Origin of the sequence: Solibaculum mannosilyticum, assembly GCF_015140235.1 — a bacterium.
In the GTDB taxonomy this organism is placed as follows: domain Bacteria; phylum Bacillota; class Clostridia; order Oscillospirales; family Acutalibacteraceae; genus Solibaculum; species Solibaculum mannosilyticum.
In genome coordinates, this window is sequence record NZ_AP023321.1 from 1,819,399 (window position 1) to 1,834,446 (window position 15,048).

Annotated in this window: 14 protein-coding genes; 7 read left to right on the forward strand and 7 right to left on the reverse strand. The window is 47.6% G+C overall.

The genetic code is table 11. The annotated features are described in order from the left end of the window. Position 1: 1 nt before the first annotated feature. The 3 genes from C12CBH8_RS08600 to C12CBH8_RS08610 form a co-directional block, all read right to left on the reverse strand. Positions 2-1,183, reverse strand: a complete 1,182-nt coding sequence (locus C12CBH8_RS08600) for a SpoIIE family protein phosphatase (protein WP_090264456.1) — start codon at positions 1,181-1,183, stop codon at positions 2-4. Further along, positions 1,176-2,879: a [Fe-Fe] hydrogenase large subunit C-terminal domain-containing protein gene (locus C12CBH8_RS08605; RefSeq protein WP_090264458.1), complete on the reverse strand. Its 1,704-nt coding sequence runs from the start codon at positions 2,877-2,879 to the stop codon at positions 1,176-1,178. The genes C12CBH8_RS08600 and C12CBH8_RS08605 overlap by 8 nt, the downstream gene beginning before the upstream one ends. A gap of 75 nt (positions 2,880-2,954) precedes the next feature. After that, a complete protein-coding gene (locus C12CBH8_RS08610) occupies positions 2,955-3,197 on the reverse strand; it encodes a (2Fe-2S) ferredoxin domain-containing protein (protein ID WP_090264460.1) in 243 nt (80 codons plus the stop codon). A gap of 375 nt (positions 3,198-3,572) precedes the next feature. On the opposite strand from C12CBH8_RS08610, the gene C12CBH8_RS08615 reads away from it, so the two are divergent. Then, entirely contained in the window at positions 3,573-4,046 is a 474-nt protein-coding gene (locus C12CBH8_RS08615; RefSeq protein ID WP_090264462.1) for an acyl-CoA thioesterase, read from the forward strand. A 200-nt stretch (positions 4,047-4,246) separates the two neighbouring features. Here C12CBH8_RS08615 and adhE read toward each other — a convergent pair whose 3' ends face one another. The 3 genes from adhE to C12CBH8_RS08630 all read right to left on the reverse strand — a co-directional run bounded on the left by adhE (position 4,247) and on the right by C12CBH8_RS08630 (position 9,071). Beyond that, entirely contained in the window at positions 4,247-6,871 is a 2,625-nt protein-coding gene (adhE, locus tag C12CBH8_RS08620) for a bifunctional acetaldehyde-CoA/alcohol dehydrogenase (protein WP_425503809.1), read from the reverse strand. A 287-nt stretch (positions 6,872-7,158) separates the two neighbouring features. Beyond that, a complete protein-coding gene (locus tag C12CBH8_RS08625; protein ID WP_215533018.1) occupies positions 7,159-8,811 on the reverse strand; it encodes a recombinase family protein in 1,653 nt (550 codons plus the stop codon). A gap of 2 nt (positions 8,812-8,813) precedes the next feature. Continuing rightward, positions 8,814-9,071, reverse strand: coding sequence for a hypothetical protein (locus tag C12CBH8_RS08630; protein WP_215533019.1), 258 nt, complete (start codon positions 9,069-9,071; stop codon positions 8,814-8,816). A gap of 345 nt (positions 9,072-9,416) precedes the next feature. Between C12CBH8_RS08630 and C12CBH8_RS08635 the strand changes: the two genes are divergently transcribed. The 5 genes from C12CBH8_RS08635 to C12CBH8_RS08655 all read left to right on the forward strand — a co-directional run bounded on the left by C12CBH8_RS08635 (position 9,417) and on the right by C12CBH8_RS08655 (position 11,995). Beyond that, complete coding sequence (locus tag C12CBH8_RS08635) at positions 9,417-10,037, forward strand: TetR/AcrR family transcriptional regulator (protein WP_215533020.1); 621 nt, start codon at positions 9,417-9,419, stop codon at positions 10,035-10,037. After that, positions 10,034-10,795, forward strand: coding sequence for an EFR1 family ferrodoxin (locus C12CBH8_RS08640; protein WP_215533021.1), 762 nt, complete (start codon positions 10,034-10,036; stop codon positions 10,793-10,795). The genes C12CBH8_RS08635 and C12CBH8_RS08640 overlap by 4 nt, the downstream gene beginning before the upstream one ends. Before the next feature lie 30 nt (positions 10,796-10,825). Beyond that, entirely contained in the window at positions 10,826-11,014 is a 189-nt protein-coding gene (locus C12CBH8_RS08645; protein ID WP_093988343.1) for a cysteine-rich KTR domain-containing protein, read from the forward strand. 341 nt (positions 11,015-11,355) lie between these two features. After that, positions 11,356-11,802: an RNA polymerase sigma factor gene (locus C12CBH8_RS08650; RefSeq protein WP_215533815.1), complete on the forward strand. Its 447-nt coding sequence runs from the start codon at positions 11,356-11,358 to the stop codon at positions 11,800-11,802. Continuing rightward, positions 11,792-11,995, forward strand: a complete 204-nt coding sequence (locus C12CBH8_RS08655; protein ID WP_215533022.1) for a helix-turn-helix domain-containing protein — start codon at positions 11,792-11,794, stop codon at positions 11,993-11,995. Before C12CBH8_RS08650 ends, C12CBH8_RS08655 begins: the two co-directional genes overlap by 11 nt. Positions 11,996-12,817: 822 nt before the next feature. On the opposite strand, the gene C12CBH8_RS08665 is transcribed toward C12CBH8_RS08655, so the two are convergent. Beyond that, positions 12,818-13,564 (reverse strand): phosphotransferase family protein, encoded by a 747-nt coding sequence (locus C12CBH8_RS08665; protein ID WP_425503773.1) that lies wholly within the window; start codon positions 13,562-13,564, stop codon positions 12,818-12,820. 221 nt (positions 13,565-13,785) lie between these two features. On the opposite strand from C12CBH8_RS08665, the gene C12CBH8_RS08670 reads away from it, so the two are divergent. Beyond that, positions 13,786-15,039 carry a [Fe-Fe] hydrogenase large subunit C-terminal domain-containing protein gene (locus C12CBH8_RS08670; protein ID WP_215533023.1) on the forward strand — a complete coding sequence of 418 codons (1,254 nt, stop codon included), beginning with the start codon at positions 13,786-13,788 and terminating at the stop codon, positions 15,037-15,039. Positions 15,040-15,048 lie beyond the last annotated feature (9 nt).

A 15,048-nucleotide genomic window follows, 5' to 3' on the forward strand; every position in this document is an offset into this window, starting at 1 on the left:
ATCAATAAAATTTACGGGTGACTATTTTTCCTGCCCGCTGCATCAGGCCATACAGATCATCCAGAATGCGCAGCTTGATGCTCAAATCTTCCGGCAAATTGGGGTTCTGATGGGCGGGGTTGATTGCAGTTCCAATAAACAGATGCAGATGGGTACACTCTTCCAACAGGATCTTGGCGATCATAGCAGCGCCGTGGTTTTCGTCAATCTGATCCAGCACGGTTCGGTCGGTCGGATTGTCCAAAAACGCCCGGACGATCTCCGCCGTCCTGCGCAGGGTCAAGACTCCTTCGGTTACCAGGTCGATGCCTTCAATGGTGGCGATGGGTGGAACATCGGGATTGACATAATCCAGCTGGGTGACGATCTCACGGTCCAATACCCGGCATAACAGGTTGGCGCTGGAGCCGCCGCACACAATCTTTTGGCCTTCGGTGGCCATAAAATCCACCACCAACCGGTCGTCATCCGCCCTGTTCTTGGGCGGCCCGGAGAAGAGGCTTACTTCCTGTTCCGGGATAATGCGCACGGTGGCGACGGTGGTATCGTCGCCGGGACAGTGTTCATACAGGTCGTCGCAGGCTTCGCACAGCAAGGTGGTCAGACGGGCCGATGTCTTTTCGGTATCCACATGAGAGGCCATATAAGCCGACACGTTGTCCCAGTCCCATCCCAGATTGAGCAGGCCGCCGATGCCGGCGTAAATGACGCCGTCGCTCAACAGGGCCAGTACGTCGTCCACCTGCACCTTAAACCGCACTTCCCGGATATTCTTACCGGCAATCACGCGGTCCTCATAGTTGAGCTGCATGACCTGTCCATCCCGGATAAAAATGCAGCTGGGACTGTCAAACTCCACCAGATAGGCCTCATGGGTGGCGTACTCGATTTGCAGGATGGAAAAGGTGGAATAGGCCATCTTGCGCACCTGGCATACCGGCAGGGTGTGGACAATGGTATCCACCGTATCTTCCAGAGTCGCACCGTTGCTGATCATGGTGGAGATGATCTTGGAAGTCAGGGTGGAGAGAATGTTGGCCTTGACGCCGCTGCCTAAACCGTCCGACAGGACCACCAACGCGCGATCCTTTGTCCTTAAAATCTCAACGCGGTCTCCGCACAGCTCTTCGGTGTATTTATTTAAACTCTTATAGGAAGCGTCAATGTAAATCCGATCACTCATTGTCGTTTCCATCCTCAATTAGTCTCTTGAGATTGTTGAGGGTTACCTTAGTCTCTGCGGTGGTCTCACCCAGGAGGCTGGCGATTTCCTGTGCTACCACCATCTGCTTATCGATAACCTTCTGCGCCATTTCCACCGAATGGAGTTTCCTCTGATAGGCTTGTTCCGATGCCTTCTCCTCTTTGGTGATGTCCTGGAAAATGCCGATGGCCAAATTCTGATCCTGGACATACACAATGGTCTGTTCTGTAGAAATGCCTAAATCGTCGTACCGCACCTTTTTATTGTAAATGCTCTGTTTGGTGCGGATGACCTCCTCAAAATCGCTGGGATCAATAAAGTCGAAAAGATACTGCTGAAGGGCCTCGGAACGGCTCACTTTAAACAGTTCCTGTGCCGCCAGATTGAACTCCTTGATCTTCATGGTCTCGTCCACAGCGATGATGTAATTGGGTGTGGCGCTCAATGTGACATTGGCCAGTGTTTGGGAGATGTCATACATGTAGGGCATGCACATATAGAGCTGAGCCTTGCCCTGGTAGACGGCGATGGCCTTGTCCTTACAGGTGGGATATCCGCAGCTTCCGCAGTTGAGTTCCTGCTCCTCGGTGGGTTTGCCGATCTGGGCCAGGATACTGCGGATGGTATCGTGGCCGGGAATCTCACTCTTGACCGCTTCCGGGGTAAAGGTCCGATAAATGGACTCCGGAACTTCCGGTTCCAGTTCAGCCGTGGCTCTGCCGGCATACTGCTGCACCTGGAGACGGCCGCTGTGCACCTTCTTGTGATGGGTGGGCATCATGGGACCGTTGATACAGGCGTCATTGCAGGCATTCACTTCAATAAAGCAGTCGTGAATCTGGCCGGACTGAATCTCTCCCAGCAGATCCTTGACGTTTTTCAGCCCACTGACGCTTAAATAATCATAGCGGTCATTGGCCGGGGCAGTCCTCTGCAGATCCCGCAGAATGCCTTCCTGGACCGGGTAAATACGAGAATAATTGGAGTGGCGGTCAAAGGGTTCCGGTTCCTGGGACTCCAGGAAGATGCCCTCCTGCTCCATCCACTCGTTGACCTGGCCGAAGGTGAGGGCGCCGTCCACATCGGGACTGTGTTCACTTTCGTCCAGCTTGGAGACGCAGGGCCCTATAAAGACAACCTTCGTATCCGGGCCGTAATGCTTTTTAATGAGCTGGCCGTGGGCCACCATGGGCGATACCGCAGGCGCCAGCACATGAGTCAAATTGGGAAAATATTTGGTTACATATAAGTTCACAGTGGGACAGCAGGTGGTCAAAATGACGTCCCGTTTCTGCTCCTCCACCATTTTGCGATAGGCAAGCGTCACATAGTAGGCGCCGATGCTGGTTTCCTCCACATAATCAAATCCCAGGCGTTTTAAGGCGGCAACCACCTTTCCCTGGTTTTCCAGGCCGTAGGCCGCGATAAAGGACGGCGCTAAACTAACCACCGTCTTGCAATCCGGGTCTTTGGCCATACGTTTGACGCGATCCACGTCGTTGACCAGAATCTTAGCCTTCTGCTCGCAGGTGACGATGCAGTGGCCGCACAGTACACACTGCTGTTCAATCACTTCCACTTTGTTGTTTTGATACTTTAAGGACTTTACCAGACAGCCCTTCAGGCAGCGATAACAGTTTTTACAATTGGCCTCCTTTACATCAATCAGGCCCATATTTTTTCCTCCCTTAACTGCTTCACACAGCAAAAAACGCGCCCTGGGCGCGCACCAATTGCCGCCTTTTCTCAGTTAGATTTTAGTCAGAATGGTGTTTTCAAAAAATTCGTCCACACCCTCCGGCTTCAAATTGTACACTTGATCCTGGCATTTTACGGCGATGCCGTCGTTGGCGCACTGCCCCATGCAGAACGAACCCTTTAACGTCAACTTTTGCTCCAGGCCCTTTTCTTTGATGAGCTCGTCCAGGCGCTGGATGACCAGACGAGATCCCTTCAGATGACAAGAACTTCCGATGCAAACGAGAATGTCCATGGTGAGAACCTCCTATTTTCAAACCAATTTTTTGCGCAAAGATAGACGATAATTTGATTATAAAGGTCGGGTCGAAGTTTGTCAATTATCGCGGCGGAATTTATGAGATAATAGGAATTAAACGGGTAATTTTGTGGAAAATAGGTAGTTTGCACTTTATCTCACTGGCTGGATAAAGCATAAACAACCAAATCTATCCAAGATCACTCTAGGAAATATTGCTGTCCTCTCCCCGGCTTTCCCCTCGCCGTTTTTGGATGTTCTGCCCGGAACCTCCCCTCTTTTCCCTACGGCGCCATTGACGGCGGGATTAATTGGGGGTATCATGGAACAATATTCAATAAGAACAACCAAACTCGAAATGGAGGGATTTCCATGGAAGAACTCAAACCAAAACGGGTATCGGATTCCAAAACCGAACAGATCCAAATCATCATGCCCCAGCACATCAACGGCTATGACCGCTTGTTCGGCGGACAGTTGGTGGAGTGGATCGACGTAGTGGCCTGTGTGGCGGCACGGCGTCATTCGGGGCGCAATGTCACTACGTTGTCCATCGACTACCTTCACTTCAAAGCCCCTGCTCACGCCAATGAGACGGTAGTACTTATCGCCCGGGTGACCTATGTGGGCCGGACTTCCATGGAAGTCCGGGTGGATACCTTTGTGGAATCCCTTTCCGGAGAACGCAAGTCGGTCAATAAGGCTTACCTGACCATTGTAGCGTTGGACGAACATGAACAGCCTGTGCCTGTCCCCTCCCTGATCCTGGAGACCGATGAGCAGAAGGCCGAATGGGAAGCCGGTAAACGGCGTCGGGAACAACGCAAAAAGTATAAGCCCGAATAGGAATCCTCCCCTTTTCTGGAGCATTTCCCCGGGACGATCCCGGCAGCACAATTTTGTTTTAAAAAGAAGTGGTACCGGTTGCTGTTGTGCCGCCGGTACCACTTCTTTTTGCGTCTGCGATCAAAGTCCCCCGCTGAGGGACGAATCTCTGCAGCGGGGGACCATCACTGTAAAACAGTCGTTTTTTGGGGGTTGTCGTCTTAAACGGTTTCCTTGCCGTAATAGGCTTTGAGATACATCTCCTTGATCTCGCTCATCAACGGATACCGGGGATTGGCTCCGGTGCACTGGTCATCGAAGGCCTTTTCTACCATGTCGTCCAGCGTATCCAGGAAGTACTTCTCGTCTACGCCGTAATCTTTGATGGTCTTCTTGATGCCTACCTTGGCCTTGAGCTCCTCAATGGCTTTGAGGAAGTTTTCAAATTTCTCTTCCTTGGAACTTCCCTGAATGCCTAAGAACTCGGCACATTCCACATAGCGGTCCAAAGTATGGGGGTATTGATACTGAGGGAAGGTGCCCATCTTGCGAGGCGTCTCGGCGGCGTTAAAGCGCATGACGTCGGTAATGAGCAGGGCATTGGCCACGCCGTGGGCCAGGTGATGGAAGGCTCCCAGCTTATGGGCCATGGAATGGCACACTCCCAGGAAGGCGTTGGCAAAGGCCATACCGGCCATGGTGGATGCTTCTGCCATCTTCTCCCGGGCCTCGGGATCGTTTGCCCCATTTTCATAGGCCCTGGGCAGATAGGTAAAGATGCTCTTCATGGCCTGGAGGGCAAGGCCGTCGGTATAACTAGTGGCCATCATAGAAGCGTATGCCTCCAAAGAGTGGGTCAGGGCGTCGATACCCGATGCTGAAGTCAGACCCTTGGGAGCATTCATCATGAGATCGGCATCTATAATAGCCATCTTAGGAAGCAGCTCGTAGTCGGCCAGGGGATACTTGACGCCGGTCTCCTCGTCGGTGATGACGGCAAAGGGAGTGACCTCCGAACCGGTACCCGCCGAGGTAGGAATGGCCACAAAATAGGCCTTTTCCCCCATCTTGGGGAAGGTATAGACCCTCTTGCGGATATCCATAAAGCGCATGGCCATATCCATGAAGTCCACCTCGGGATGCTCATACAGCACCCACATGATCTTGGCGGCATCCATAGCCGATCCGCCGCCTATCGCGATAATGCAGTCGGGGCCAAAATCGCGCATGGCTTCAGCGCCCTGTTTGGCACAGGCCAGGGTGGGATCGGGCTCTACGTCGAAGAAGGTTGTATGGGTGATGCCCATCTCGTCCAGCTTGTCGGTGATGGGTTTGGTATAGCCGTTCTGGAAGAGGAAAGAGTCGGTGACCACAAAGGCCTTTTTCTTGCCCATGACGGTTTTCAGTTCATCCAAAGCCACCGGCAGGCAGCCCTTCTTGAAGTACACCTTTTCCGGGGCTCTAAACCACAGCATATTCTCTCTCCTCTCGGCCACCGTCTTGATGTTGAGCAGATGTTTGACACCCACGTTTTCCGAAACCGAGTTGCCGCCCCAGGAGCCGCAGCCCAATGTCAGCGATGGAGCCAATTTGAAGTTGTAAAGATCGCCGATGCCGCCCTGGGAGGACGGGGTATTGATAAGAATACGGCAGGTCTTCATGGCTTCGGTAAATTTCTGGATTTTATCGGTTTGACTTACTGCGTCGATGTACAGCGAAGAAGTATGTCCATAACCGCCGTCGGCTACCAGACGTTCGGCCTTCTCGACGGCATCGTCAAAGTCCTTGGCGCGGTACATGGCAAGCACGGGCGACAGCTTCTCATGGGCGAATTCTTCTTCCAGCTCTACGCTCTCCACCGGGCCGATGAGGATCTTGGTGTCTTCCGGCACCGAGATTCCGGCCAGCCGGGCGATACGGTAAGCCGATTGTCCTACAATTTTGGCGTTGAGGGATCCGTTGATTAAAATGGTTTTCCTTACCTTTTCCGTCTCATCGGGATTGAGTACGTAACAGCCGCGTTTGATAAATTCGGCTTTCGCCTGCTCATAAATGGCGTCCACCAGGATAACCGACTGTTCAGAGGCACAGATCATACCATTGTCAAAGGTCTTGGAATGAATGATGGAGTTGACGGCCATGATGACGTCGGCTGTCTCGTCGATGATGGCGGGCGTATTGCCCGGGCCTACGCCGATGGCCGGTTTGCCCGAGGAGTACGCCGCCTTGACCATGCCGGGACCGCCGGTGGCCAAGATCAGATCGGCGCTGCGCATGACTTCATTGGTCAAATCCAGGGACGGTACGTCGATCCACGCAATGATGTTTTCCGGAGCCCCTGCTTTGACGGCGGCATCCAAAACCACCTTGGCGGCGGCGATGGTGCATTTCTTTGCCCGGGGATGGGGACTGATGACAATGCCATTACGGGTCTTCAGCGCCAGAAGCGCCTTAAAGATAGCGGTGGATGTAGGATTGGTGGTGGGAATTACCGCTGCTACAATGCCTACCGGTTCGGCGATGGTGGCTGTCCCATAAGCCGGATCCCGCTCTAAGACGCCGCAGGTCTTGGTATCCCTATATTTATTGTAGATATATTCGGAAGCATAATGGTTCTTGATTACTTTGTCTTCAACGACACCCATCCCCGTCTCTTCTACCGCCATCTTGGCCAGCGGAATGCGCTGCTGATTGGCTGCCATAGCGGCCGCAAAGAAGATCTGATCCACTTGCTCTTGGGTGAAGGTGGAGAACTTTCTCTGGGCTTCTCTGACCTGAGCCATCTTGGCTACCAGGGCATCCACACTGTCGACCAGGTTGGTTTCAGCCGGGACTTGTGCGGTCATTTGTTCTCTTTTGTCCATAGGTAGACCTCCTGTTTGGATTGCAACGGCTGTACCGTTGCGTTGGGAATGTTTGTTATTTTTTTAACAATTACATTATAGCAACTCTTTCTGCGGATGTCAACCAAACAGATTCAGAAGTTTTTCTACTAAATCGATAGGAATATAGTAATATTGACGGCATCCCTTTTCATCCAGATAAAGAGGGCGAAGAATCCCTGCCTTGCACAAGGGTTTCCGGTTACAAGGAAGTATATTTTTCAATTAGGCGGTATAGCCCCGTTCAAGGGCTATGCCGTCTTTTCCTGTTTATTGGTTTCTTTCTGTTCCGTCTGCGGGTCAGTCGGCAAATGGATTTCTCCCACGAAGTTAAAGACAATATCCACTTTCTGAAAACGCTTGCCGTCTATCTTCTCCGGCGTATGGACAACGATTTTCTTTATAAACTCATTGACGATAGTGGGCGTTAATTCTGTTATTCCCACATACTTGCGGATAACGGCGGCGAAACTGTCAAAGTCATTTTTATTCTGTTCGTAGGTATCGACTTCCTGTTGTTCTGCCTTTACCTTTTCTGTAAGTTCTTTCTGCTCTGCTTCATATTCTGCAGACAGTTTCAAAAACCGCTCATGGCTGATAGTTCCGTTGATGTCGTCCTCATAAATCCGCTTGAAAATCCGGTCAAGTTCTGCAATTCGTTTTCTTGCCTGTCCGACCTCACGCCGCTTGCGTTTCATATCCTTTTCTGCTTCATCAAATCGCTGTTTCTGTATCAATTCCATAAAAGCAGTGATGTCCTCATAGAACATGGCAGTTACGGCAAATATCCGATTGAGAACGATTTTCCGCAGGACTTCTTCTCTGATGAAGTGAGCCGTACAATCTCCTGTATTGCTTTTATATCTTGCACAGCGGTAGTTGTCTTGTGAACCGTCAAAGCTCTTGCAGGTGGCAAAGTGCAGTTTACTTCCACAATCCGCACAGAATACTAAGCCGGAAAACATTCCCTGCCGTTCTGCCTTTGTGGGGCGGCGTTTATTTGCCCTTAATTCCTGTACCCGTTCAAAGACAGCTTCTTCAACGATTGCTTCATGTGTATTGCGGAAAATCGCTTGCTGTTCCTTTGTGGTGGGAATACGCCTTTTCAGCTTGTGGGATTTGGAATAGCTTTTGAAGTTTACCGTATGCCCACAGTAGTCCATGCGTTCCAAAACTGCTACAATCGTGCTTTCATTCCAACTGTACGGATTTTCCGGAAGCACCTTGCCCTTTTGTTTTGCATAGTGGGCTTTGGTGGTAAGCACCTTGTCAGCCGTCAGAATTTTTGCTATCTGCATAGGACCTTTTCCGGCAACACATAAATCAAAAATACGCTTTACCACAACGGCGGCTTCTTCGTCCACAATCCATTTCTTTCTGTCGTTGGGGTCTACCTTATAGCCATAGGGCGGCTTTGTCAGATGTTCCCCTGCCATGCCCTGCGCCCGCTTGATTGCCCTTACCTTTTTACTGGTATCTTTGGCGTAAAAATCGTTGAACAGATTTCGGAAAGGGGTAAAATCATTGTCGCCCTTTGCGCTGTCCACGCCGTCATTGATTGCGATATAGCGCACATCTCTTTCCACGAAAAAGATTTCCGTATAGTAGCCGACTTTCAGATAATCACGCCCCAAGCGGGACATATCCTTGACAATGACTGTCGCCACATTTCCGGCTTCAATCTCTGCAATCATACGGTTAAAATTCGGTCTGTCAAAAGTCACACCGGAAACGCCGTCATCAATGAAAAATACCGGATTTGTAAAGCCGTTATCCGAAGCGTATTTTGTTAAAACTGCTTTTTGATTGACAATACTGTTGCTGTCCCCGTCCAATGCGTCCTCTTGACTTAAACGGGCATATAATGCTGTTATCTGTTCGGGCTTATATGTATTTGCTGTCATGTTCATTCCTCCTGTAATGAACGCCCGACAGACAGGTTGCTATCTTCATTATAGCGGACTTCTTTTCCTTTGTCAGCAGGCACTTTGAGGTTTTCTGATTTTATGAGCCGCTTCATCTTTTCAAAAAGCGGTTCAGAGCCGCCGCAAGAGGTAGATACCTCATAGAATGTACCACCGATTTTATAAGTGACTGTTTCTTGTGTGGGATTGCCCTTTTGTGGCATAAATCCGCTGTTTTCAATAATTCGTTTCATTTTCATTCCTTTCCCGTCCTTTCTTCGCTTTGTAATGTGATAAGTTTCTCAGCAAGCATAGGAAAAGAGTACCCTTTTCCGAAAATGCCCTGCATTTTGCTTGTTGGGAAGTTTCCCAAACCCTCTGATTTTCCTCTCACTACCTACAACACCGCACAGGGCGATTTTGCCGAAGCTTTGAGAGAAATTTTTCAAAAAGTTTTTCTTATCTCTTAATACGGAAAAGTTCCTGAAATGCCAAATAAATAACCGAAAATGTTTCGAGTATCATTGCTTAAAACCTCTTTTAATCTTGACACTGTAAAGTTTAAACTTTATAATATAGACAGTGTAAAGATTGGAGGACTTAGCATGGCACAGAAACGACAGACTTATCATCATAAAGACTTGCGAAACGCTTTAATCGAAACAGGTATTCAGCTTGTAAGTACAGAGGGAGTAAATGCTTTTTCTTTGAGAAAGGTAGCTGCGGCGTGTGGTGTCAGCCATGCTGCCCCTTATAGTCATTTTCAAAATAAAGAAGAACTGCTTGAAGCAATGCAATTATTTATCACAGATAGATTTTCTAAACAATTAGAAATTACCGTTCAAAAGAATAATAATGTTGTAGAAATATTGAAAGATATGGGGATAGCCTATGTATCTTTCTTTGTAGAAAATCCTGCTTATTTTCAATTTTTATATTCTCAATCCAGCATAAAAATTGACTTATCGTTATCAATACCAGACGACCAAAACTATAAACCTTATATTATCTATAAAAATATTGTAAGTAAATTATTAGAGCAGACACACTATTCGGAAGAAAAGCAAAATGATATTATCATAACCATTTGGGCTTTTATACATGGTGTTACTTCATTAGCCACCATGAATAATGTAAATTATGATAATGACTGGAGAGAGAAAGTCATTGATTTTATGGACGTTTTTCAACTTTCCTTTTTAGATAATACAGGAGAAAAAATATGATTGGGATTTATTTTAGCGGAACAGGAAATACAAAATATTGTTTGGAAAAGTTTGTTGCTCTATATGATAGGAACATTAAAATAACTCCTTTAGAAGATAGAGATACAATAGAAAAAGTTACATACCATAAAGACATCATTTTTGCTTATCCAATCTATTACAGCAATCTGCCTAAAATTGTACGGGATTTTATCTGCGAAAATTCTGATGTATGGAAAGGAAAACGTGTTTTCATTATTGCAACAATGGGACTGTTTAGCGGCGATGGCGCGGGCGTATCTGCAAGATTGTTCGAGAGATACGGTGCACAGGTATGGGGTGGACTTCATTTGAAAATGCCGGATTGCATTTGTGATGTAAAAGCCTTAAAGCGTACTGCGGCTCAAAATAAGCAAATTGTTATACAAACAGAAGAACGCATAAAATCAGCGGTGTGCAATTTGAAAAATGGTACTCCAACTAAAGACGGTTTGGGATTTTTATGCCATATTGCAGGGCTTTTGGGACAGCGGCTTTGGTTTTACCGTAAAACACAAGAATATTCAGACAAAATACAGATAGATACAGACATTTGTATAAAGTGCGGGAAATGTGCATTGGTGTGTCCTATGAATAATTTGTCATTATCAGAAGATAAGATTATAGCAGACGGACGGTGTACGTTATGCTATCGGTGTGTAAATCAATGTAGCAAGAAAGCAATTACCATTTTGGGGAAACAAGTGATTTTTCAGCACACTGTTTCTGATTTTCATTAAAGGTAGTTTGATTAGAAATGAGGTGGTGTATTGCAACAAGAAAAATGGATTTTATGTCCTGTATGCAATAATAAAACCCGATTAAGAATACGGGAAGATACAGAAATAAAGAATTTCCCACTATACTGTCCGAAGTGTAAGCAGGAAAATCTTATCAATGTAAAAAATTTGAATATTTCAGTTATCACAGAGCCAGACGCATTGACGCAGAGCCGATAATCACAAGAAAATCTTATGATTATTGGCTCTTTCTGTTTTGTGATAGGAAAACAAACCGCCATTTCCTGTATATAAAATGGAATAGCGGTAAATAGAAAATTATTTTTATAGACATGGCGGTGTCGGGAGATATTGCCATGTTTCTTTTTCGCATTTTTAATTCTATTCCATTGTCAAAAAAAGCCTATTCCATGCAACGGGATTTTGCGGCTATGAAGATGAATACACAAATCATCATAATTACTTAAATAACTCATATTGCCAAACGCCTATGCGGTTTTATACCTGCATGGGCGTTTGTTGTAATAGCCCCCTACTGGGAAGAAAGGGGGTGAGTTATGATGAAGTATTCTGAACAATTCATGGAGCATCTCGAATATGCCTTTGCCGCGTTCTGTAAAATCGTTCTCCGCAATGCGGCAATCAGCGCGTACCGCGATTGGGGACGGAAACAGAAGCATGAAGTATCACTTGACTATTTGATGTCGGAAACGTCTTTTGAACCGTTTGCAACCGACAACTATTTTGAGCAGCATGTTTATGAAAAGCCGACTGTTTTTGTTGTGCAAGGGAAAGAAGTTGTCGTTACAAGTAGACGATTAGCCGACGCATTAGCTAATCTGTCAGAACAAAGGCGCACTGTTCTGCTGATGAATTTCTTCCTCGGTTACAGCGAAAGAAAAATCGGAAATGAGTATGGAAGAAGCAGAAGTACAGTAAGCTACTGGAAACTGGCGGCATTGAAGCAGTTAAGAAAAGAACTGGAGGAAACTAAATATGAGGAATAGGAAACTGATACCCTTTGAAACCATTGAGAAAGCTGTTGCCGGCGAGCCGGAAGCCATAGACGCGGTACTGCGGCATTACACAGCGCGGATTAAATATCTGTCTACCTATCGCGGGCATATTAACGACGATATTCAAGACCGTCTGAAAGCACAGCTTATCAAAGCTATCCTGCAATTCCGTTTTGACAGGTAAAAAGTAGCAAAGTCAGAAAAAGCCGTCAAGGATAAAATGCACGCTTGCGCGTCCTTGACGGCTTTCCCTGTCTTTGTTATTGGACGGCTAAGAGAGCGCAATCGGATAAACCGCTTACGCTCTCTATCCAGTATAGAATATTATGCGATAGGGTATGCTTCTCACTTGATTTAAGCGGCATTACAGCGGAGACAAAGGCAGGGGTAAGGGTTTTATACTCCAACCCTTAAAAATGAGGTTCTACTGCGTAACATAACAAACGATATTTTTATATTGCCGTTTCCGTTCCATTCCGGCGGTTCTGCCGCTTTGCTTTGCCCCCCAAGGAGAGGGATTAGGGAAAGGATAGGAAGGGAATGGGTATTTGATTAAATCCGTATTTGGTATTTCTTTAGTTATTTATATCTTTATTTAATTGCGTTGGATTTTCCAATGTCGGATAAACCGATGTCGGAAAATCCAATATCGGATAATCCAGTACCGGAAATTATGCGGTATTCAAAAACTGTCTAATCTACCTGCTTTATAAAACTGCTGATTTGGGGATAGGTATGTTACGTAGTAGAGGGTAAAAAAACGCTTGATTTATGCAGCTTGCAGAACGTGAAAAACGCTTAGATGATATTTTATACTTCTACACTCAAAAATGGCGTTCTATTGCGTAACAAAGTGAAGATAAAAACAGAGAGCCGATCACTATTGAAAGTGATTAACTCTCTGTTTCTGTTTGCACCCTGTCTGTCAGCGTTAGTGATAAGTTGTTGTGAATACTTCCTTATCAGCGTAAAACTAAGGTTTCCCCGCCCTCTCTTTTGCTTTCTCTTATTCGTATGCCACTACGTCAATCCACTTCATCAGCAGATCCCGCTCCTCCGGACGGTTTTCCGTCAAGCGGGCCGCGGCCACGATGGGCAGCCACTCCTGCACATATTTCTTGGATGTATTGGTCTTTTTGCAGAACATATTGAGATATTGCTCGGCCATCTCCGGATCCTTCAAGCTGAGCAGAAGATAGGTCCTCCCCACATCGGCACTGGCGTTCCCCTGACGGGCTGCCACCCAGTCCACGATAAAGGTCCCGTTTTGGTTGAGGATAATGTTCTCCGGCATGAAATTGCCGTGGCACAATTTAATATGTTTGGGCATGCTGTCCAGCCTCGTCTGCAGCTCGTACTTTTTAACGTCGTCGATGCAATCCAGCGAATCAATCTGCCGTTTGAGCTTATCCTTGAGCTTGCTCAGCTTCGGCACCTTCTTCGCATGAATCTCCAGCTGGATCTCCACCATCTGCTGGATGTGGTCAGCCTTATGTTCCGGATCCTCTTCCATCACTTGAGCTAAAGTCTTGCCTTCGATGCAGTCCATATGGATGGCCCATCGGCTCCCTATGACCGACACCTCATGAATCCGCGGAATACTTAATCCCGTGTCCTCTACCCGGGCATGCGTCAATGCCTCATAAAGCGCCAAAGTTTTTGGACATCCCTCTTTAAAAAGCTTGATAACTATGTTACCCTGTTGATAGACATCGACATTTTCACTCGATGCAATTAATGTGCCCAATTCCATATTCATGTCTCCTTTCCATTTATGTTTGAACCCTCGGGTTCTTGTGTGAATCCATCCATCTGTCTGTATTATACAACTTTATCCTGAAATGTAAATCCCTTTTGTGAAGTTCATTCTTTATTTACATTATTTCCCTTTCAGAATTCACCGATGTATAAGAGAAAATATTCTCTTTCATACTAGTAGTATTCCTACTATTTTAGCACAAAGGATGTGAAGGTATGCTGACACTACAGGAACTCTACAACCATTTGGCCAAAAGTTCACTAAACGGCAATCTGGATCAAGAGGTCAAACGGTTCCATAAGGATCCGGAAACCCGTCACTCCCTCGATTGTCTGCTGCATCCGGAAAAACACCCCGTGGTCTGGCGGACTGCCGATTGTGATTGTTCGGAGGAAGAAAAAGCAAGATGCGCCAGCCGGTGCCTCTTCGACGCCCTTCATGTGGACGAAAAAGGCAATGTGTCGGTGGATGTAGATCAATGTGTAGGATGCTCCCAGTGTATCGACCGCTGCAAAGCCGAACATTTAGCAGCCAGCAAAGATGTTCTCCCGGTGTTAGCCGCCATCAAAGAGGAAGACCGGCCGGTCTACGCCATCATCGCCCCGGCCTTTCTCAGCCAGTTCTCCAATCACGTCACGCCCGGAAAACTGCGGGCCGCCTTTAAACAACTGGGATTTACCGGCATGGTGGAGGTGGCTCTTTTTGCCGACATCCTCACACTCAAGGAAGCATTGGAATTCGATGCCACTGTCCAAACCGATCAGGATTTCCTATTGACCAGCTGCTGCTGTCCCATGTGGATCGCCATGATCCGGAAGGTGTACCATCAGTTGGTGCCTCATGTTCCGGGATCGGTATCCCCTATGGTGGCCTGCGGCCGCGTCATCAAGCATCTCCGTCCCGGTGCGACGGTGGTGTTCATCGGCCCATGCCTTGCCAAAAAGGCTGAGGCTAAGGAAAAAGACATCGCGGATGCAGTGGATTATGTCCTCACCTTCCAGGAGGTCAAGGAACTTTTTGATCTGGTGGAGCTTGATCCCGCCGGTCTCCCTGAGGACGAAAGGGAACATTCCTCCAAAGCGGGCCGTATTTACGCCCGTACCGGCGGCGTCAGCCAAGCCGTCAAAAGCACGGTGGCCCGCCTTCGTCCCGACCGCTCCATTACCGTCCATGCACGTCAGGCCGACGGCGTCCCCGCCTGCCGCGAGATGCTGAATGCTCTCAAGGAAGGCAAGATTACGGAGAACTTCTTGGAAGGTATGGGATGCCAGGGCGGATGCGTAGGAGGACCCAGGGCCATCATCGACCGGAAAATCGGTGCACAGCATGTGGATGAATACGGAGAGGAAGCCCCTTATGAGACGCCGCTGGACAATCCCTTCGTATTGGAGCTTCTAAAACGTCTCGGATTTGACACGGTGGAAGATCTCCTGAAGCACGATACGATTTTTACCCGTCGCTTTGATTAAAAATAGTTA